We start from the raw sequence: 19,495 nt of genomic DNA, 5'->3' as shown, positions 1-19,495 counted from the left end.
TCGGCCGGGCCCTGCGGCCACTCGGCGATCAGGTTGTTCGACCGGTAGGTGCAGGTCGTGCAGACCTGCTCGGAAACCGTGTAGCCGGCGGCCTGCCCCGCGGTCGTCAACGGATCTCGGTGGTGCCCTCCGGCCGGGTGGTCGCGCGCGGGGGCGCGGACCACGGCGACTCGCCGCCGGTGCGGCGGGGCAGGGGTTCGGTGGGGGTGTCGGGATACGCCAGCGTGAGCGGGGCCGTGTCGCCGTCCTTCGTCTGGTCCCGCTTCGGGTCCGCCGGAGGCCAGTCGCCGAGCGAGGGGGTGTGCTCGGCCGGCGAGTCGGCCGGGGTCAGCCCCGCCTCGGCCGGGCCGCCCGGCCGGTGCCGCCAACGCTGGCCGCTGAACACGGCCATCAGCAGCAGCATGCCGATGAGGAACAGCGTGCCGTTCTCCAGGGGCTGGCGCAGCGGCAGCGGGTCCCCGAGCATCTTCCAGCTCTCGGGGACCCGGTCCCGCACGGTGAAGGGCGCGACGAACAGCCCGAGGTACGGGACCACGAGCAGCAGACCGGCCACGGCCGGGCCGATCGGCGAGAAGCGCAGCGTGCCGAGCAGGCCGAGCAGGATGCCGGCGACGCCCAGGTAGACGGCCGGCTCGATCAGGTTGGGGGTGCTGTACGTACCGATCTCGACCCAGCGGTGGACGGTGCGCCCAGATCCGTCCTGACCGAGCGTGACGAGCGCCCAGGTGACGGGCGCCACCACCAACCCGGCGAGGAAGCTCCAGAGATGTCGCATCCGCGCACCGTACCGTTTTCGGCATGACAGATCACCCCTCCGCCCCGCCGGGCAAGCCGACCTCGTACTCGCGCGTCACGCTGAGTCGCATCATGACCGCTGTCGATGTCAATCTGTACGGGACCGTGCACGGTGGGGTACTGATGAAGTTCGTCGACGACGTGGCCGGCGCGGCGGCGGCCCGGCACAGCGGCGGCACCGCGGTGACCGCCTCGATCGACGAGATCGTCTTCTCCGAGCCGGTCCGTGTGGGCGATCTGGTGCATGCGCACGCCCAGGTCAACTGGACCGGCAACACCTCCATGGAGGTCGGGGTGCGGGTGGTCGCGGAGCGCTGGGACTCGGCCGAGGACGAGCCGGTCCGGGTCGCCACGGCGTACCTGGTCTTCGTGGGCGTCGACGTGGGCGGTGCGCCGCGGCCGGTCCGGCCGGTGCTGCCGGAGACCCCGGAGGACGAGCGGCGCTACCGGGAGGCGGAGATCCGCCGGGCCCACCGGCTGGCCCGCCGCCGGGCGATCCAGGCCCACCGGGCCGGCTGACCGGGGCCGGCCCACACACCCCGTGGCCAGGGCGTGTGGGCCGGCCACGCCCCGTCACCGGCACCCGGTGCGGAGAATGGCCTCGCGAGGTAGGGCAAGATGGCGCCACGGCCCATGCACAGTGTCGTGACGGGCCTCAGGGAGGGTGGAACAGTGGGTGACGTGCTGTGGACGCCGCCGGCCGACGTGCGTGAGCGGTCCCGGATCGGCGACTACCTGCGCTGGCTGGCCGAGCACCGGGGGCTGGAGTTCGCCGACTACGACGCGCTGTGGCAGTGGTCGGTGACCGACCTGACCGCCTTCTGGCAGTCGATCTGGGACTACTTCGGCGTGGTGGCGCACACCCCGCCGACCGCCACGCTCACCGACCGGACCATGCCGGGCACCCGCTGGTTCCCCGGCGCCACCCTCAACTACGCCGAGAACGTGCTGCGGATGCCCGGCCTCGGCGAAGACGACCCGGTGGTGATCGCGCACGGGCAGACCCGTACGCCGGAGACTCTGACCGCCGCGCAGTTGCGCGACCAGGTCCGCCGGGTGGCGACCGGCCTGCGCCGGCTCGGCGTGGGGCAGGGCGACCGGGTGGCGGCGTACGCGCCGAACATCCCGGAGACCTATGTCCTGCTGCTGGCCACCGCCAGCGTCGGCGCGATCTTCTCCTCCTGCGCGCCCGAGTTCGGCACGCGCAGCGTGACCGACCGCTGGCGGCAGATCGAGCCCACGGTGCTGGTGGCGGTCGACGGCTACCGCTACGGCGACAAGCCGGTCGACCGCCGCGCCGAGGTGGCCGCCATCCGGGCCGCCCTGCCGTCGCTGCGGCACACCGTCGGCATCGCGTACCTCGACCCCGCCGGCGAGGCCCCCGAGGGCGCCCTGTCCTGGGCGGAGCTCGCGGCGGAGACCGACGAGCCGCTGGCCTTCACGCCGGTGGCGTTCGACCACCCGCTCTACGTGCTCTACTCCTCCGGCACCACCGGCCTGCCCAAGCCGATCGTGCACGGCCACGGCGGCATCCTGCTGGAGCACCTCAAGATGCTGGCCCTGCACCACGACCTGGGCCCGGCCGACCGGTTCTTCTGGTTCACCACCACCGGCTGGATGATGTGGAACTTCCTGGTCTCCGGGCCGGCGGTGGGTACGGCGATCGTGCTCTTCGACGGCAACCCGGGCCACCCCGACCTGGGCGCGCTCTGGCGCCTGGCGGCGGAGACCGGCACCACCTACTTCGGCACCTCGGCGCCGTTCCTGCTGGCCTGCCGCAAGGCCGGGCTGGTCCCGAAGGAGATCGCCGACCCGTCCGCGCTGCGCGGGCTCGGCTCGACCGGCGCCCCGCTGCCCGCCGAGGGCTTCACCTGGGTCTACGAGAACGTCGGCGACCGCCTCCAGCTCCAGTCGCTCTCCGGCGGCACGGACGTCTGCACCGGCTTCGTCGGCGGCGTGCCGCTGCTGCCGGTGCACGCCGGGGAGATCACCTGCCGGGCGCTCGGCGCGAAGGTGGAGGCCCGCTCGGCCGACGGCACGCCGGTGATCGGCCAGCTCGGTGAGCTGGTGATCACCGAGCCGATGCCGAGCATGCCGGTCGGGTTCTGGAACGACACCGACGGCTCCCGCTACCGGGAGGCGTACTTCGAGGTCTACCCGGGCGTCTGGCGGCACGGTGACTGGATCACCGTCAACGAGCGCGGCGGCTGCGTGATCACCGGCCGTTCCGACGCCACCCTCAACCGGGGCGGCGTCCGGCTCGGCACGGCCGAGTTCTACTCGGTGGTCGAGGGGCTCGACGAGGTGGTCGACTCCGTCGTGGTGCACCTGGAGGACGACGAGGGCGGCGCCGGGCAGCTGCTGCTCTTCGTGGTGCTCGCCGAGGGCCTGGAGCTGGACGACGACCTGCGGCGCAAGATCTGCCGGGAGCTGCGGACCGCGCTGTCGCCGCGGCACGTCCCCGACGAGATCCACCAGGTCCGTGCCGTCCCGCGCACCCTGTCGGCGAAGAAGCTGGAGGTGCCGGTCAAGAAGATCCTCACCGGCACCCCGGTGGACCGCGCGGCGGCCAAGGGCGCCCTGGCCAACCCGGAGTCGCTGACCGCCTTCGCCGCCTTCGCCCAGCGCCGCGCCGACTCGGACCACCCGACCCCCGCCTGACCCGGGTCAGGTCAGGGCCCGGGTCACCTTCTCCGTCGCGGTGCGGGCGTCGAGGCGGCCCGGGTCCAGGTTGGCGCAGGCCACCAGGGTGGCACCGGCCGTGAGCGGCGCCAGCAGCCAGTCGACCGGGTCGGGGTGCCGGGTCACGTCGACCAGCAGCCGGTCGCCGGGGGCCAGGCACAGCTCCGTGGCCCGGGCCTCCGCGCGGGCCAGCAGGGCCGCGTCCTCCTCGCCACCCCCGGGGTACGGGGTGAAGTGGTCGCCGTGCCCGCGTACCGCCGGGACGAAGTCGGCGAAGCCGGCCGGCACCTCCCGCATGGGCAGCGCGAACGGGTCCAGGGCCAGCGCGTAGCGCTCACCGGCCGGCCAGTCGCCCGCCTCGTCGGCCCGGCCGGCGGTGGCGAAGAGCACGTCCACGTGGCCCGGCGCCCCGGCCAGGGTCAGCTTCGCCGACCAGCAGCCGAGCAGCACGGCGGCGGTCTGCCAGTGCGGCGGCAGCAGCACCGCGGCCGTGTCGCCGGGGGCGAGGGCGACCTCGTCGACGAGCAGGTTGGCCGTCTTGGCCACCCAGTTCGCCAGCGTCGCGCCGGAGAGTTCGGTGCGCTCGCCGGTGGCGTCGTCGTACCAGGTCAGCAGCGGGCGGGCCGGGTCGGTCGCGATCGCGTCGGCGAACACCCGGGCAATGTTGTCGGCCATCGGCGCGAACGATACGCGCCCGCAACGCGTACTCGATGACAACGACAAGTCGGCGTACCGTCGGGTCGCAGTCAGCGTCGGGCACCCGGCCCGGCGTAGGCTTGCCGACAGTGTTGTTCCCCACAGACGCGCCAGCCTGAGGAGTCGCCCCGTGACCGCCGGTCGCCCGCCCCGCGTGCTCATCGACGCCACGAGTGTCCCCGCCGACCGTGGCGGCGTCGGTAGATACGTAGACGGCCTGCTCGGTGCCCTCGGCCGGGTCTGCGGCTCCGGCGTCGATCTGGCCGTGGTCAGCCTCCGCACCGACCTGGAGCGCTACACCCGCATGCTGCCCGGCGCCGAGGTGATCCCCGCCCCGGCGGCCGTCGCCCACCGCCCGGCCCGGCTCGCGTGGGAGCAGACCGGCCTGCCGCTGCTGGCCCAGCAGGTGGGCGCCGAGGTGCTGCACTCGCCCTTCTACACCTGCCCGCTGCGGGCCGGCTGCCCGGTCACGGTCACCGTGCACGACGCGACCTTCTTCACCGAGCCGGAGCACTACGACAAGTCGCGCCGCACCTTCTTCCGCAGCGCGATCAAGACCTCGCTGCGCCGCGCCGACCGGGTGATCGTGCCGAGCAAGGCCACCCGGGACGAGCTGATCCGCCTGCTGGACGCCGACCCGACCCGGATCGACGTGGCCTACCACGGGGTCGATCAGGCCGCCTTCCACGCGCCGAGCGAGGAGGAGAAGGCCCGGGTGCGGGCCCGCCTCGGGCTGGGCAGCAGCAGCTACGTCGCGTTCCTCGGGGCCAAAGAGCCGCGCAAGAACGTACCCAACCTGATCCGCGGCTGGGCCCGCGCGGTGGCCGACCGGGAGAACCCGCCGGCGCTGGTCATCGCCGGCGGCCAGGGGCACGACGACGACATCGACCGCGCCGTGGCCGAGGTGCCGTCGCACCTGCGGCTCCTGCGCCCGGGCTACCTGCGCTACGCCGACCTGCCCGGCTTCCTCGGCGGTGCCCTGGTCGCCGCCTACCCGTCCTACGGCGAGGGCTTCGGGCTGCCCATCCTGGAGGCGATGGCGTGCGCGGCGCCGGTGCTCACCACCCCGCGGCTCTCCCTGCCCGAGGTGGGCGGCGACGCCGTGGCCTACACCAGCGAGGACCCGGACCAGATCGCCGCCGACCTCACCGCGCTGCTCGACGACGAGCAGCGCCGGCTGTCCCTGGCCAAGGCCGGTTTCGACCGGGCCAAGGAGTTCACCTGGGAGTCCAGCGCGGAGGTGCACATCGCCGCGTGGAGCCGCGCGCGTTCCTGAGTGTCACCTGCGGGTACGCCCGACACCGGGCCCGTAGCACGGCAGTTCGGGCATGATGTGCTGATGTTCTACGCCGTCATCCCGGCGGGGGGCAGTGGCACGAGGTTGTGGCCGCTGTCCCGTGCCGGCCATCCCAAGTTCCTCCACCCGCTGACCGGCACCCCGGCCTCGCTGCTCCAGGCGACGGTCGACCGGCTGTCGCCGCTGACCACACCCGAGCGCACACTGGTGGTCACCGGAGCCGCGCACGTCGCGGCGGTGGCCCGGCAACTGGCGGGTGTGCCGGAGGAGAACATCCTCGTCGAGCCCTCCCCGCGGGACTCCTGTGCGGCGATCGCGCTGGCCGCCGCGGTGATCGCCGAACGCGAGCCGGAGGCGGTGATGGGCTCGTTCGCCGCCGACCACCTGATCGGTGACCCGGCGCGCTGGGCCGAGGTGGTCCGGCAGGCGATCCGCGGGGCCGCGGAGGGTTCGCTGATGACCGTGGGCATCACCCCGACCCGGCCCGAGACCGGCTACGGCTACCTGGAGACCGGCGAGCCGGTGGGCGACGGCCCGCTGCGTCCGGTGATCGAGTTCAAGGAGAAGCCGGCCGCCGAGGTGGCCGAGGGCTACGTGCGTTCCGGCCGGCACCTCTGGAACGCGAGCATGTTCGTCTGGCGGGTCGACGTGTTCCTGGCCGAGCTGGCCCGGCAGCAGCCGGCCCTGCACGCGGGGATCACCGCGATCGCGGCGGCGTGGGGCACCCCGGAGCAGGACGACGTCCTCGGCACGGTCTGGCCGACCCTGCCGAAGATCTCCGTCGACTACGCGGTGATGGAGGGCGCGGCGACGGCCGGCCGGGTGGCGACCGTCCCGGGCGACTTCGGCTGGAACGACGTCGGCGACTTCCACACCCTCGGCGAGGTGCTTCCCGCCGACGCCGCCGGCAACGTGGTGCTGGGCGCCGACGCCAAGCCCGGTGTCCTGCTGCGGGACACGAGCGGCCTGGTGGTGGTGCCGCAGTCCGGCCGGCTGGTGGCCGCGATCGGCGTGCACGACCTGATCGTGGTGGACACTCCGGACGCCCTGCTGGTCTGCCCGCGCGACCGTGCGCAGGACGTCAAGAAGGTCGTCGACGAGCTCAAGGAGCGCGGCGAGGAGGGGCTGGTCTGAGCGGGCGCCGGGTCAGCCGGCCGCCCGCCGCGCCAGCGCGGCCAGCGCCGGCGCCACCAGTTGGACGGTCCCGTCGGCCAGCGGCTCGGGCAGCCGGTCCGGCGGGAACCAGCCCAGCGCCTCGGACTCCGCGCTGACCCGCTCGGTCGCCCCCGCCGGGGCCAGCACGGCGAACCGGACGTCGTAGTGCAGCGAGCCGCCCTGGCAGGCCACCGGATGGATGTCCACGTCGATCGGGTCCGGATCGACCACCAGGCCGGCGATCCCGGACTCCTCGGTGGCCTCGCGCAGCGCGGCCGCCGCCAGGGTCCGATCGCCCGGCTCGCAGTGCCCGCCGAGCTGCACCCACTTGCGGAACCGGCCGTGCAGGCAGAGCAGCACCCGCGCACCCGTGGGGTCGAGCACCAGCGCGCTGGCCGTGACGTGCCCCGCCCGGTGCGCCCGGCTCAGCGCCACGGGACCGGCCGCCAGCAGCGCCAGCGTCCGGTCCCGGTTCGCGGCGGCCGCCGGGCTGGTCGCCGCCCAGCGGCTCAGCACCGCGGTGGCGTCGGCGTGCAGGTCGGCGTACGTCTCGGTGTCCGGCACCCCGCCACTGTACGGGCGCGCCCTTCGTACCCTGGCCGGGTGACCCTGCGACTCGTCGAGTTCGTCGTGGCCGGCAACGAGGCCAGCGACCTGCTTCCCGTCCGCTCTCCGGCGCTGCTGCGCGCTCACAGCGCCCGCCGGGGCTTCTGGACCGTCCTCGACGAGGGCCCGGTGGAGCGGTGCCTGGCCCTGCTGCTGGAGCGCGCGGACGGCGAGTGGGTGGCGCACCACGTGGCCGCCGACGCGGGCCGGGAGAACGGCCGCACCGAGGACGGCGAGGCGCTCGCCCACCACGACGGCTGGGTGTACGTCTTCGGCTCGCACTTCGGCTCGAAGGCCGGTCCGCTACGCCCCCGCCGGGCGTTCGTGGCCCGGTTCCGGGAGGACGACGCCGCACAGGGGACGCTGCCGCTGCACGTGGTGCGCAACCGGTTCCGGCTGCACCGCGCGGTCAACGACGCCCTCGCCGCCGCACCGCTGACCCCGCTGCCGCCCGGGGACCGGGTCCGGCAACGGTTCATCGTGGAGACCCTGGCCCGGGGCACCGCCCGGGCCAAGAGCTGGGTGAGCCGGCTGGCCGAGGACGACCTGCCGATCAACGTCGAGGCGGCGGCCTTCACCCCGGGCGGGACGGTGCTGCTCGGGCTGCGCTTCCCGGTCACCGCCGAGGGTGAGCCGATCCTGGTCGAGCTGGCCGGGGTGCCGGACATGTTCGCCGCCGACGGCGCGGGCGGGCCGGAGCGGTCGGGCTGGCCGCGCGCCGTCGGGGCGTACGCGCTGACCGGGGTGACCCCGGCGGGCGCGCTGACCGGCTTCCGGGCCGTCGCGCCGACGCCAGACGGCGGCTACGCGGCGGTGATCGGCTCGATCGACGCGATCGGCAAGGGCTCGGTGCTGCTGGACGAGCATCCGCACGGCGGCCCGGTGACCTCGCGGCACGTACGGTTCCGGCACGACGTCGGCCCGGACGCCCGGGTGGCGGGGAAGCTGGTGGCCGAGCTGGCGCCGTTCCACCACGTGGAGGGGCTGGCCGAGCTGGACGGGCGCTGCTGGTACGTCACCGACGAGGACCACCGGGTGGCGCTCTGGTTCGGCTGAGCGGTCGCCGGACGACACCTCTACGGAGAACAGCCGCAGACCCTCGTGGTGCCGTCCGGCCGACCGGCGCGCCCGCTGACCGACGACCGGGTCGGCGGTGCCGTGCCCCGGCATCGGCGGGCTAGGGGAAGTCTGCCCAACCCGGCCGGGAACCGTCGAGGTTTTTCATCCCACGCTTAAAGATGGAGATAAGTGCCGCCGGGTACAGTGCTCAGCGTGGCGGACACCTCCTCGGTCCGCCCCTGGAGAGCTCCATGCTGAAGATCATTTTCTCCCGCGAGGACATCCTGCGGACCAGGGTGGCCCCTGCCGCGGACCCCGTCTGGGAACTGGTCCTCAGCCTGCACCTGCTCCAGGGCCGCACGCGCGATCCGCTGCTGACCGCATGGCGACGCACCGTGGCGCGCGGGCTGCGCACGGACACCGCCGAGAACTACCGCCTGCTGCTCGCCCTGAACCCGCCCCGCGGCTACTTCCCCGACTTCCTCACCCCCTACGCCAGCAAGGACGGCCTCGACGCCGGGCTGGACGCGGTCCGGAGCACCCCGGTCGACCTGCTCCGCCGCGACCTCACCCTGCTCGCCGAGGAGAATCTGCTGCCGTCGTCGGCGAGCGCCCTGGCCCGCGGCGAGCCCGACGTGCTGCACCACCTGACCGACTCGATGGTCCGGTACCAGTCGCTGGCCGTCACCCCGTACTGGTCGCGGATCCAGGCCGCCGTCGAGGCGGACCGCGCCCGCCGAGCCCGGGCCATGCTCGACGGTGGCGCCGAAGGGCTGCTGAACAGCCTCCGGCCGAGCATGCGCTGGGTCGACGGGGTGCTGGAGGTGCTCGACTACCCGGACAGCCGGGAACTGCACCTCGACGGGCGAGGGCTGCTGCTGGTCCCCTCGTTCTTCTGCGCGCGCACCCCGGTCGCGCTCCTCGACGCGAGCCTGCCGCCGGTGCTGGTCTATCCCGTCGACCGGCTCGGCGGCCTGATGCCCGAGTCGGGTGCCCGCGGCGACGCCGACGCCGCGCAGCGGGACGCGCTGGCCGCCCTGCTCGGCCGGACCCGGGCGGCCGTGCTGGAGGCCACCGACGAGGGCTGCACCACCGGTGAGGTGGCCCGCCGGCTGGGCATCTCCGCCGCCGCGGCCAGCCAGCACACCGCCGTGCTGCGCAACGCCGGCCTGCTGGTCAGCCGCCGCGACCGCAACATGGTCCTGCACACCCTGACGCCGCTCGGCCGCGCCGTCCTCGACGCCTGAGCCGCCGCCCGGCGACGCCGAGGCCGGGCGGCGGGCACGGATCAGACGGCGAGGGCCGCGCTCGCGGTGCTTCCCGGCGGCGGCGGGAGCAGCGCCGACGAGATCCCCTCGGCGGCCAGCGCGGCGCGCAGCCGTTGCAGGTCGGCGCCGAAACGCACCAGATCCGCCGGGTCCACCGGGGCGGGCGGTGCACCGAGCACCAGGCCGGTGGCCGACGCCGGCCAGCCGGGCACGGTGGCGACCAGTCCGGCGCGTACCTCCTGGTCGGTGACGTGGGTGAGGACGGTGCCGGGCGCGATCACCTCGGCGACCGCGGCGATCGCCCGGTCGACGGCGGCCGGGTCGGCCGGGGCCGGGCCGGGACCGTCGGCCAGGGTGGCCGCCTCCCGCAGGCCGGCGGCGCGCGCCTCGGCGGTGCCCAGGGAGAAGAGGTCCAGCGACGCGTCCCGGACCAGCGCCCGGGCGCCCTCGTCGTCGTCCCGGGTCTCGCCCAGGTAACCGCGGATCACCGCGACCGGCACCTGGTCGCACTTGCCCTTGATCAGTTCGCCGGCACCGGCCAGCTCGTCCACCACGGCCATCTGGGTGAGCTGGAGCTCGTTGCCGTACGGGTCGATCTCGCCCCGGTGGTCGCGGATCGCCGGCATACCGGCCACCCCGAGCGCCACGTCGGTGAGCCCGTTGCGCCACGGCCGGCCCATGGTGTCGCTGACGATGACCGCCACGTCGAGGTCGTACCGCTCGCGCAGCGCGGCCCGCAGCGCGCGGGCGGCGGCGTCCGGATCCTTGGGCAGCAGCACCAGCCGGGTCTTGTCCACGTTGGACGCGTCGATGCCGGCGGAGGCCATCACGAACCCGTGGTGGGTCTGCACGATCCGGGTCGTGCCACGGGTGGCCACCACCCGGGCGGTCTCCCCGGCCAGCACCTCGTCCCGCGCGGCGAGCCGCTCGGGCCCGTCGGCCGGCACGTCGACGAGCCGGCCCTCCGCTTTCGACACGATCTTGCTCGTCACCACGAGCACGTCGCCGTCGCGCAGCCAGGGCGCGGCGGTGGCGATCAGCGCCGCCAGGTCGTCGCCCTCGGTCACGTCGCCGATGCCGAGCACCGGCAGGATCTCCAGCCTCACATCAGCTCCAATGCGGCCCGGACCATCGCCGTCGTCGCCGCCTCGTCGGTCATCCGCAGCGGCGCCGTCCGCACGGTCACCTCCGGCACCACGGTGCCCTCGTCCTCGGGCGCGACCAGCCAGCCGTCGAGCAGGCCGCCCGCCGACCGGCCGCCGTAGAGGCCGCCCACGCCGGCCGCGCTGCACTCGACGCCGAGCACGGACAGGCAGCGGTCGGCCATGCCGCGGACCGGCGCGCCGCCGATGATCGGGGACACCCCGACGACCGGGGCCGGCCCGTCGACGATCGCGTCGCGCAGCCCCGGCACGGCCAGGATCGGGGCGACGCTCACCACCGGGTTGCTGGGCGCCACGAGCACCACGTCGGCGGCACCGATCGCCTCCAGCACCCCGGGCGCCGGCTTCGCCGCCTCCGCCCCCACGAAGACGAACCGGTGCGTCGGCAGGTCCGCCCGGTGGCGCACCCACCACTCCTGGAAGTGGATCGCCCGCTGGCCGCCGTCGAGGTCCGCTGCGCCGGCACTGTTCGCGACTGCGGGGCTCGCAAGCTCACTCCTCCCGCTCACGACGACGTGCGTCTCCAGGCGGTCGTCGGTGGCCGGCAGCAGGCGTACGCCGGGCTGCCAGCGGGTGGCCAGCGCCTCGGTGACCTGGGACAGCGGGTAGCCGGCGTTGAGCATGGTGGTGCGCACCAGGTGGGTGGCGAGATCCTTGTCGCCCAGGCCGAACCAGGACGGCTCGGCGCCGTAGGCGGCCAGCTCGGACTTGACCGTCCAGGTCTCGCCCACCCGGCCCCAGCCCCGCTCCGGGTCGGCGCCGCCACCCAGCGTGTACATCACGCTGTCCAGGTCGGGACAGACCTTCAGCCCGTGCAGCAGCAGATCGTCGCCGACGTTGACCACGGCCGTCACCTCGGCCCCCACTTCCCGGGCGTACGCCCGGACGCCGAGCAGGAACCGGGCGCCCCCGATACCGCCGGTCAGAACCACGATGCGCATGACGTCCATCCTTCCGCACGCGCCGCCGTCGATCGCCCGGTGGCCGGAGAGACTACGCTCACGTCGGCAACTGTCCGTTTTCGTCCCGAGGGGGAGTCCGTGACCAGCCCCGCCGAGCCCGCGTCCGGCGACACCACGCAGGCCAGCCAGTTGACCAAGCCGCTGCGCGAACTGGCCGCGCTCGTCCTGCTCGGCGCGAACGCCGTGCTGCTCTTCGTCGGCCTGCTGCGCCTGCTGGTGCCGGTCGACGACTACAGCACGTTCACCGGCCGGGCCGGCAGCACGTTCTTCGCCTTCGTCGGCCTGGAGTCGACCGTCCTCCCGGTGCTGGCCGTGCTGCTCGCCACCCACGTTCGCCCGGTGCTGCCGAAGGCGAAACTGATCACCCAGGTCGCGCTTGTCGAGTACGCGGTCGGCGCGGCGTTCGGCGCGCTGACCTTCCTGATCTGGGTGGTCGGCCGGCTGACCGACGGCGAGGTGCTGGACGCCTTCCTCGGCCTGCTCACCCGGGTGGCCTGGCTGGCCGTCTTCGCGGTCGCCGCGTTCGTGGTGTTCAAGATCTGGCGCACCCTCTACTACGTCGCGAAGCCCAAGCCCCAGCCCGGTGTCTACGGCCAGGCGCAGCCCGGCTGGCCGCAGCAGCCGGGCCCGGTGCCCGGCCAGCCCGGGGGCTATCCCGCTCCGGGCGGGTACCCCGGCGTGCCCGCGCAGCCGGGCGGCTACCCGCAGCCCGGCCCGTACGGCCCGCCGCAGTCGGCGCCGCCGTTCAACGCCGCCCCGCCGCACGCCCCGCAGTCGAGCCCGCCCTTCGGTGCCCCGCAGTCGAGCCCGCCCTTCGGTGCCCCGCAGCAGGGCCCGCAGTCCGCGCCTCCCTACGGCGGCGCCCCGCACCCGGCGCCGCCGTTCGGGCAGCCGCCGTCGGCGGACCCGACCCAGGCGATCCCGCGCCAGCCGGCCGACCCGGGCCAGCCGCTCCCGCCCGACGGCGACCGCACCCAGCGCTTCGACCGGGAGGACCCGAACTTCCCGCGCTGAGCCTTCCGATGCCGCCCGTCCTCGCCTCCTGGCCGGGGGCGGGCGGCGTCGTACCGGCCAGCGCATAGGCTGGGCGGATGGTTGATCGCAGCGAGCCCGTGCCGACCGAGGCGAGTGTCCGGCGGGCGCTGGGGCGGGCCGCCACGGGCCGGGCGCTGGACGTGGCCGAGGCGAGCGCACTGCTGACCGCGCGCGGCGCGGCGCTGGACGAACTGCTCCGGATCGCCGGCGAGATCCGCGACGCCGGGTTGCGGGAGGCCGGCCGGCCGGGCGTCGTCACCTTCTCCAAGAAGGTGTTCATCCCGCTGACCCGGCTCTGCCGGGACCGCTGCCACTACTGCACCTTCGCCACGGTGCCGCACCGGCTGCCCGCCGCCTACCTGGAGCGGGACGAGGTCCTCGCCATCGCCCGGGAGGGCGCTGCGCAGGGCTGCAAGGAGGCGCTGTTCACCCTCGGGGACCGGCCCGAGGAGCGCTGGCCGGCGGCCCGGCGGTGGCTGGACGAGCGGGGCTACGACTCCACCCTCGACTACCTGCGCGCCTGCGCCGTGGCGGTGCTGGAGGAGACCGGCCTGCTGCCGCATCTCAACCCGGGCGTGCTGTCCTGGTCGGAGCTGCAACGGCTCAAGCCGGTCGCGCCGAGCATGGGCATGATGCTGGAGACCACGGCGACCCGGCTCTGGTCCGAGCCGGGCGGCCCGCACTACGGCTCGCCGGACAAGGAGCCCGCGGTACGGCTCCGGGTGCTCGACGACGCCGGCCGCGTCGGCGTGCCGTTCACCACCGGGCTGCTGATCGGCATCGGGGAGACCCTGGCCGAGCGGGTCGACGCGCTCTTCGCCATCCGCCGGACCCACCGGGAGTACGGCCACCTCCAGGAGGTGATCGTGCAGAACTTCCGCGCCAAGCCGGACACCGCGATGCGCGGCATGCCCGACGCGGAGCTGCACGATCTGGCCGCCACGGTGGCGGTGGCCCGGGTGCTGCTCGGCCCGAAGGCCCGGATCCAGGCCCCGCCGAACCTCATCGAGGGCGAGTACGACCTGCTGCTGCGTGCCGGCATCGACGACTGGGGCGGCGTCTCGCCGGTCACGCCGGACCACGTCAACCCGGAGCGCCCCTGGCCGCAGCTCGACGAGCTGGCCCGGCGCACCGGGCAGGCCGGCTTCACCCTGCGCGAGCGGCTGACCGTCTACCCCGAGTACGTCCGGGCCGGCGACCCGTGGCTCGACCCGCGCCTGCTGCCGCACGTCACCGCCCTGGCCGACCCGGAGACCGGGCTGGCCGTCGAGGCGGCCCGCCCGGTGGGCCGGCCCTGGCAGGAGCCGGAGGAGGTGTTCGGCGGGCGGACCGACCTGCACGTCACCATCGACACCACCGGGCGGACCGGGGACCGGCGGGGCGACTTCGACGACGTCTACGGCGACTGGTCGGAGGTGGCCGCGAAGGTGGTCGTCCCGGCCGCCGTGACGAGCGACCCCGACCTGCGCGCCGGGCTGCGGCTGGCCGCCGACGACCCGGCCGCGCTGCTGGAGGCGGCCCACGAGGCGAAGGCGCTGGCGCTGTTCGGCGCGGACGGCCCGGCGCTGGACGAGCTGTGCCGGATCGCCGACGACGTCCGCCGGGACGCGGTCGGCGACGACGTCACCTACGTGGTCAACCGCAACATCAACTTCACCAACGTCTGCTACGTGGGCTGCCGGTTCTGCGCCTTCGCCCAGCGGGAGAGCGACGCCGACGCGTTCCGGCTCTCTCTTGAGCAGGTCGCCGACCGGGCCGAGGAGGCGTGGGCGGCCGGCGCCACCGAGGTCTGCCTCCAGGGTGGCATCGACCCGAAGCTGCCGGTGACCGGCTACGCCGACATCGTCCGGGCGATCAAGGCGCGGGTGCCGGGGATGCACGTGCACGCCTTCTCCCCGATGGAGATCGTCACCGCCGCCGCGAAGGCGGGCGTGCCGGTGAAGGAGTGGCTGCTCCAGCTGCGCGAGGCCGGCCTGGACACCATCCCGGGCACCGCCGCGGAGATCCTCGACGACGACGTGCGCTGGGTGCTCACCAAGGGCAAGCTGCCGGCCGCCGCCTGGGTCGAGGTGGTCGCCACGGCCCACGAGCTGGGCATCCGGTCGAGCTCCACCATGATGTACGGCCACGTCGACCACCCCGGCCAGTGGCTGGCCCACTTCCGGGTGCTGGCCGGCGTGCAGGACCGCACGGGCGGCTTCACCGAGTTCGTGGCGCTGCCCTTCGTGCACACCAACGCGCCGATCTACCTGGCCGGCATCGCCCGGCCCGGCCCCACCTGGCGGGAGAACCGGGTCGTGCACGCGATGGCACGGCTGCTGCTGCACGGCCGGATCGGCAACATCCAGTGTTCCTGGGTGAAGCTCGGCGACGCCGGCACGGTCGCCATGCTCCAGGGTGGCTGCAACGACCTGGGCGGCACCCTCATGGAGGAGACCATCTCCCGCATGGCCGGTTCGGGCAACGGCTCGGCCCGTACCGAGGAGCAGCTCCGGGCCATCGCGGCGGCGGCGGGCCGGCCGTTCCGCAAGCGGACGACCGCGTACGGTCACGTCGGCGCGTAGCGTCGAACCTTTCCCTGCCGCCGGCCGTACCAGTGGATGCCGGCGGCGGTTTCGGCGAGGACCGCCGCCGGTGACCCCAGGCCCGGGGCACCCGGCGGCGTCCGGTTCCCGGGTCCACCGTGGGCGCTGCGGCGCCGGCCCGGAAAGGTTGCCCATGACCACTGATGAGCCGAAGCGGCGGCCCTGGCCGCGACTGACCCGCCGGCAGACGTTGACCGCCGCCGCGAGCGCCACCCTGGGCGCCGCCGCCCTCACCGTGCCGGGCCTGTCCGCCGCGCAGAACGCCCCCTCGGCGGGCCGGCGTGACGAGCCGATCGTGGTCCACCTCCGCGACGCGGCCTCCGGCGCGCTGGACGTCTTCGTCGGCACGACCCGGATCCAGGTACGCGACCGCGGCCTGGCCGACCGTCTGGTCCGCGCCGCCCGGCGCTGACCGCCTCCGCGCCACCGGCGCGGCCCCGCCCGGCGCGGGCTCCGGCGCCGGTCCCCGACTTCCGTTACCCGACGAAGGTGTGGTCCGCCATGTCCTCTCACCGTGAGGCCCCGGAGATAGCCAAGGATCCGGTCGCCGACAGCTCCGACCTGTACGCGTTCGTCAGCCCGAGCCAGCCCGACACGGTCACCTTGATCGCCAACTACGTTCCGGTGCAGCTTCCCTCCGGCGGCCCCAACTTCTTCGAGTTCGGCGACGACGTCCGGTACGAGATTCACGTCGACAACGACGGCGACGGTTATCCGGATGTCACCTATCGTTTCGAATTCACCACCGAGATCACGAATCCGAACAGCTTTCTTTACAACACCGGGCCGATCGAGTCGCTGGACAGCAGGAACTGGAACCGGCGGCAGTTCTACCGGCTGACCCGGGTGGCCGACGGCCGCGAGCACGTGCTGGCGCACAAGCTGCCCTGCCCGCCGTGCAACGTCGGGCCGCTGTCGACCCCGAAGTACGCCGACCTGGTGCGGCAGGCGACGTTCCGGCTGTCGACCGGGGAGAAGGTCTTCGCCGGTCAGCGGGCCGACGGCTTCTTCGTCGACCTGGGTGCGGTCTTCGACCTCGGTACGCTGCGGCCCTTCCAGCAGCTGCACGTGGCCGGGAAGAAGCTGTTCAGGACCGAGGGCGAGCCGGTCAACGCGCTGGACCGGCTGAACGTGCACAGCATCGCCGTGCAGGTGCCGCTCGCCAAGGTCCGGCGCAAGGCCGGCCGCTACGGCTACGCCGACCGCGCCTCCACGATCGGTGTGTGGACGACCGCCTCGCGGCAGCAGGTCCGGGTGCTCGGCGACCGGGTGGCCGCGGACACCGCCGCCGGCCCCTTCACCCAGGTCTCCCGGCTGGGCAACCCGCTGTTCAACGAGGTCGTCGTGCCGATGTCCAGGAAGGACCTGTGGAACACGCTGCCGCCCACGGAGGACAAGCGGTTCGCCCAGTTCGTCGAGCATCCCGAGCTGGCCGCGCTGCTGCCCGCGCTCTACCCGGGCGTGTTTCCCAACCTGGAGGCGCTGAACAGGTCGAAGAAGCCGCGGGCCGACCTGGTGGCGATCCTGCTCACCGGCGTGCCGGCCGGGCTGATCGACGGCTTCGCCAACACCACGGGCGACCTGCAGGCCGACATGCTGCGGCTGAACACGGCGATCAAGCCCAGCCGCAGACCGGACCGGTTCGGGGTGCTCGGCGGCGACCTGGCGGGCTTCCCGAACGGCCGCCGCGTCGGTGACGACGTGGTGACCATCGCGCTGCGGGCGATCGCCGGACTGACCGTGCCGTTGGTGGACCGGACGTTCAAGCCGGACGCGGCGGCGGCCGCGGTCACCCCGGGGCTCAGCGCCGCCGACGTGACCGCGCCCTTCCTCGGCGACTTCCCGTTCCTCGGCACGCCGTACGACGGGTTCGCCAACCCGCCGGCGAAGAAGTCCTGAGCGGGGGAGGACCCGTGCCCGACCAGCACCACACCCTCGGCCCGTCGCACAGCGGCAGCGTCGTGCTCGATCTGGGCGGCGACTCCGGCGCCCTGATCATCCACACCGGACGCGAGCTGCACGGCCGGGAGATCGAGATCAGCCGCGCCGACCGGGACGGACCCCGGACCCACTCGGCCGTACGCGAACGGCACGTCCGCGACGGCGTCGTCCACACCGCCGTCTACCCGGACCTGGCCGCCGGCCTCTATACCGTTTGGTGGGACGGCGTCACCCCCGCCGGGGCGATTTCCGTCACCGGCGGCGCGATCGCCGAATTCGTCTGGCCGGCCAGCTCACCCCGGGGCGCCGACTGACCGCCCGGGCCGCCGCACCGTCGCGCCTCGTCCACATCCTGGGCGGGGCGCGGTCGGCGTTCCGGGCCTCGACGGGCGGTACCGCTCGCGTCGGGTTAACCTTGCCCCCACCAAATGCTGATCTTGGACGGCGTCACGACGACCGTCCGGGTGCGGTCCACCGGAAGCCTCCACCGGGGGGCCGCCGGCGGTGTCCACACCGGTGCGCCACGGCAGAAAACTTCGAGCAACTCGCCGGGGAAGGCGTTACTCGTCCGGGGTCTGAATCGATAGGGCAGGTTGCGAGGGTCGGGTGGCCACGACGGCCGCCCGGAACGTGTCGGGAGGGCGACTCCATTATCAAGTTTGGCTTGACGGCGCACGCATTACACGCGTGTAATTTGAATGGGGTTGTTCGCGCGGAACGCAACAAATTGTGACCGGACGAACAAGCACGCCTTTCGCGTGGGGGGTTGCAGCGGCGATGACGCCGGTGCGCGACAAGGAGGCAACGGATGGACGGCCAGCTCGAGGTGGCCGACCTGCTCGGAAACGCGCCGGAGTGGCAGGAGCGGGCGCTCTGCTCGCAGACCGACCCGGAGGCGTTCTTTCCCGAGAAGGGCGGCTCGACCCGCGAGGCGAAGCGCATCTGCTCGCGGTGTGAAGTGAAGACGGAATGTCTCGAATACGCCCTCGGTCACGACGAGCGGTTCGGGATCTGGGGTGGGCTCTCCGAGCGGGAGCGGCGCAAGCTCAAGCGGCGGGTCGCCGCCTGACGCACGTACCGGACCGGGGCGGTGGGGGCCGCCCGGGGTCCGGGGCCGGTGACCCGGCCGGCGGGGGCCGGCCGGGACCGGCGGCGACGCGTGGCGGTCGGCCCGGCGGCGGCTCAGGCCAGTTCGTCGGGATCGACTCCGAGCAGGTTCGCCACCTGCTCGATGATCACGTCGTGGACGAGGTCCGCGAGGTCCTCGCGGTCCATGGCCCGGAACTCCAGCGGCCGCCGGTAGAGCACGATCCGCGGCGGCACCTCCTGCCGGCCGGGGCGCCCCGGCAGCAGCCGGGCGAGCGGGACCTCGCCGTCCTCCAGCACGTCCGAGTCGTAGACGTTCAGGTCCGGTGGGACGTCCTCGACGGCGAACTCGACCCCGGCCAGTTCCTTCGCGAAGCGGCGTTCGAGAGTCTCCACCGTGTCGAGCACCAGGTCGTCGAAGACCTCGGCCTTGGTCCGGGCCAGGGGCACGGTGGCCGGCACCAGCCGCCCCCGCAGCCCCCGCCCGTGGCGGTCGCGGTGGGTGCGCCGGCCGGAGCCGGGGCGGCGGTTTTCCGGGCTCGTCATGACGCACAGGGTAGCCCCCGCGCCGGGGTCCCCCGCCGTCACGCCGCCGGCCGGGCGCGCCGACGCGCCGATCGGACGAATTGTGATCACCATGACGGGCGTGTCGCAACGCGAAGCGGTGCGCCGCACCCGGTAATGGAGATACCCTGCCGCCGTGAGGTCACCACGGCGCTGCTCCCGTAACGGCTGCCCCCGGCAAGCGGTCGCCACATTGACCTATGTCTACAACGAGTCCACGGCCGTGGTGGGCCCCCTCGCCGCGTTCGCCGAGCCGCACACGTACGACCTGTGCGAGCCGCACGCGCGCAACCTCACCGCGCCCCGGGGCTGGGACGTGGTGCGCCACGAGGGCGAGTTCGAGCCCCCGCCGCCCACCACCGACGACCTGGTCGCCCTGGCCGAGGCGGTCCGCGAGGCCGCCCGCCCGGCACCCCCACGCCCCCCGTCGGACGAGAACCCGGCCCCGCAGACCCACCAACAGGGCCGCCGAGGCCACCTCCGCGTCATCCCCCCCAACCACTGACCCACCCCCACGCCCGGTCCGGCCCCGGCCCTCGGCGTTGATCAAGAGGTTTGCGTCAAGATCTCGCGCCGTGCTGACGCAAACCTCTTGATCAAC

General features: G+C 74.0%; 19 protein-coding genes. 13 read left to right on the top strand and 6 right to left on the bottom strand.

The features are described from left to right. Window positions 1–106 precede the first annotated feature (106 nt). Window positions 107–775, bottom strand: coding sequence for a hypothetical protein (locus ABZW14_RS24690; protein ID WP_355350729.1), 669 nt, complete (start codon window positions 773–775; stop codon window positions 107–109). A gap of 23 nt (window positions 776–798) precedes the next feature. Here ABZW14_RS24690 and ABZW14_RS24685 point away from each other — a divergent pair, with 23 nt between their 5' ends. Then, complete coding sequence (locus ABZW14_RS24685) at window positions 799–1,314, top strand: acyl-CoA thioesterase (RefSeq protein WP_355350727.1); 516 nt, start codon at window positions 799–801, stop codon at window positions 1,312–1,314. Window positions 1,315–1,467: 153 nt separating this feature from the next. Next, window positions 1,468–3,456, top strand: coding sequence for an acetoacetate--CoA ligase (locus tag ABZW14_RS24680; protein WP_355350725.1), 1,989 nt, complete (start codon window positions 1,468–1,470; stop codon window positions 3,454–3,456). A gap of 6 nt (window positions 3,457–3,462) precedes the next feature. Here the strand turns inward: ABZW14_RS24680 and ABZW14_RS24675 are convergent, their stop codons facing one another. Continuing rightward, window positions 3,463–4,152: a TIGR03089 family protein gene (locus tag ABZW14_RS24675; RefSeq protein WP_355350724.1), complete on the bottom strand. Its 690-nt coding sequence runs from the start codon at window positions 4,150–4,152 to the stop codon at window positions 3,463–3,465. Between the two features lie 151 nt (window positions 4,153–4,303). Between ABZW14_RS24675 and ABZW14_RS24670 the strand changes: the two genes are divergently transcribed. Then, the gene (locus tag ABZW14_RS24670; RefSeq protein WP_355350722.1) at window positions 4,304–5,449 is read left to right on the top strand and encodes a glycosyltransferase family 1 protein; all 1,146 of its coding nucleotides are present in this window, start codon (window positions 4,304–4,306) and stop codon (window positions 5,447–5,449) included. Between the two features lie 63 nt (window positions 5,450–5,512). Then, a complete protein-coding gene (locus ABZW14_RS24665) occupies window positions 5,513–6,604 on the top strand; it encodes a sugar phosphate nucleotidyltransferase (RefSeq protein WP_355350720.1) in 1,092 nt (363 codons plus the stop codon). Window positions 6,605–6,616: 12 nt separating this feature from the next. Here the strand turns inward: ABZW14_RS24665 and ABZW14_RS24660 are convergent, their stop codons facing one another. Beyond that, window positions 6,617–7,189, bottom strand: coding sequence for an NUDIX hydrolase (locus ABZW14_RS24660; RefSeq protein ID WP_355350718.1), 573 nt, complete (start codon window positions 7,187–7,189; stop codon window positions 6,617–6,619). 39 nt (window positions 7,190–7,228) lie between these two features. Here ABZW14_RS24660 and ABZW14_RS24655 point away from each other — a divergent pair, with 39 nt between their 5' ends. After that, the gene (locus ABZW14_RS24655; protein ID WP_355350716.1) at window positions 7,229–8,287 is read left to right on the top strand and encodes a hypothetical protein; all 1,059 of its coding nucleotides are present in this window, start codon (window positions 7,229–7,231) and stop codon (window positions 8,285–8,287) included. A 254-nt stretch (window positions 8,288–8,541) separates the two neighbouring features. Beyond that, window positions 8,542–9,537 (top strand): winged helix-turn-helix domain-containing protein, encoded by a 996-nt coding sequence (locus tag ABZW14_RS24650; protein WP_355350714.1) that lies wholly within the window; start codon window positions 8,542–8,544, stop codon window positions 9,535–9,537. Between the two features lie 41 nt (window positions 9,538–9,578). Here the strand turns inward: ABZW14_RS24650 and ABZW14_RS24645 are convergent, their stop codons facing one another. Both ABZW14_RS24645 and cofD read right to left on the bottom strand, forming a co-directional pair. Next, window positions 9,579–10,664, bottom strand: a complete 1,086-nt coding sequence (locus tag ABZW14_RS24645; protein WP_355350712.1) for a coenzyme F420-0:L-glutamate ligase — start codon at window positions 10,662–10,664, stop codon at window positions 9,579–9,581. Beyond that, complete coding sequence (gene cofD, locus ABZW14_RS24640) at window positions 10,661–11,662, bottom strand: 2-phospho-L-lactate transferase (RefSeq protein ID WP_355350710.1); 1,002 nt, start codon at window positions 11,660–11,662, stop codon at window positions 10,661–10,663. Before cofD ends, ABZW14_RS24645 begins: the two co-directional genes overlap by 4 nt. A 99-nt stretch (window positions 11,663–11,761) precedes the next feature. Between cofD and ABZW14_RS24635 the strand changes: the two genes are divergently transcribed. The 6 genes from ABZW14_RS24635 (at window position 11,762) to ABZW14_RS24610 (ending at window position 18,313) form a co-directional block, all read left to right on the top strand. Continuing rightward, a complete protein-coding gene (locus ABZW14_RS24635) occupies window positions 11,762–12,697 on the top strand; it encodes a hypothetical protein (RefSeq protein WP_355350708.1) in 936 nt (311 codons plus the stop codon). Between the two features lie 77 nt (window positions 12,698–12,774). Beyond that, entirely contained in the window at window positions 12,775–15,282 is a 2,508-nt protein-coding gene (locus tag ABZW14_RS24630; RefSeq protein ID WP_355350706.1) for a bifunctional FO biosynthesis protein CofGH, read from the top strand. A 154-nt stretch (window positions 15,283–15,436) separates the two neighbouring features. Next, window positions 15,437–15,715: a hypothetical protein gene (locus ABZW14_RS24625; protein ID WP_355325005.1), complete on the top strand. Its 279-nt coding sequence runs from the start codon at window positions 15,437–15,439 to the stop codon at window positions 15,713–15,715. Window positions 15,716–15,804: 89 nt separating this feature from the next. Continuing rightward, the gene (locus ABZW14_RS24620) at window positions 15,805–17,202 is read left to right on the top strand and encodes a DUF4331 domain-containing protein (protein ID WP_355350704.1); all 1,398 of its coding nucleotides are present in this window, start codon (window positions 15,805–15,807) and stop codon (window positions 17,200–17,202) included. A gap of 14 nt (window positions 17,203–17,216) precedes the next feature. Next, window positions 17,217–17,558 carry a phospholipase gene (locus ABZW14_RS24615; protein WP_355350702.1) on the top strand — a complete coding sequence of 114 codons (342 nt, stop codon included), beginning with the start codon at window positions 17,217–17,219 and terminating at the stop codon, window positions 17,556–17,558. 494 nt (window positions 17,559–18,052) lie between these two features. Then, window positions 18,053–18,313 (top strand): WhiB family transcriptional regulator, encoded by a 261-nt coding sequence (locus ABZW14_RS24610; protein ID WP_013284161.1) that lies wholly within the window; start codon window positions 18,053–18,055, stop codon window positions 18,311–18,313. Window positions 18,314–18,426: 113 nt separating this feature from the next. On the opposite strand, the gene ABZW14_RS24605 is transcribed toward ABZW14_RS24610, so the two are convergent. Continuing rightward, window positions 18,427–18,876 carry a metallopeptidase family protein gene (locus ABZW14_RS24605; protein ID WP_091260118.1) on the bottom strand — a complete coding sequence of 150 codons (450 nt, stop codon included), beginning with the start codon at window positions 18,874–18,876 and terminating at the stop codon, window positions 18,427–18,429. Window positions 18,877–19,030: 154 nt separating this feature from the next. Here ABZW14_RS24605 and ABZW14_RS24600 point away from each other — a divergent pair, with 154 nt between their 5' ends. Beyond that, complete coding sequence (locus ABZW14_RS24600) at window positions 19,031–19,399, top strand: DUF3499 domain-containing protein (protein ID WP_355350700.1); 369 nt, start codon at window positions 19,031–19,033, stop codon at window positions 19,397–19,399. Window positions 19,400–19,495: the final 96 nt, after the last annotated feature.

Source organism: Micromonospora sp. NPDC004551, from assembly GCF_040609975.1.
Classification (GTDB): domain Bacteria; phylum Actinomycetota; class Actinomycetes; order Mycobacteriales; family Micromonosporaceae; genus Micromonospora.
Note: the sequence above shows the minus strand (reverse complement) of the source record. Positions and strands in the feature narration are given on the sequence as shown.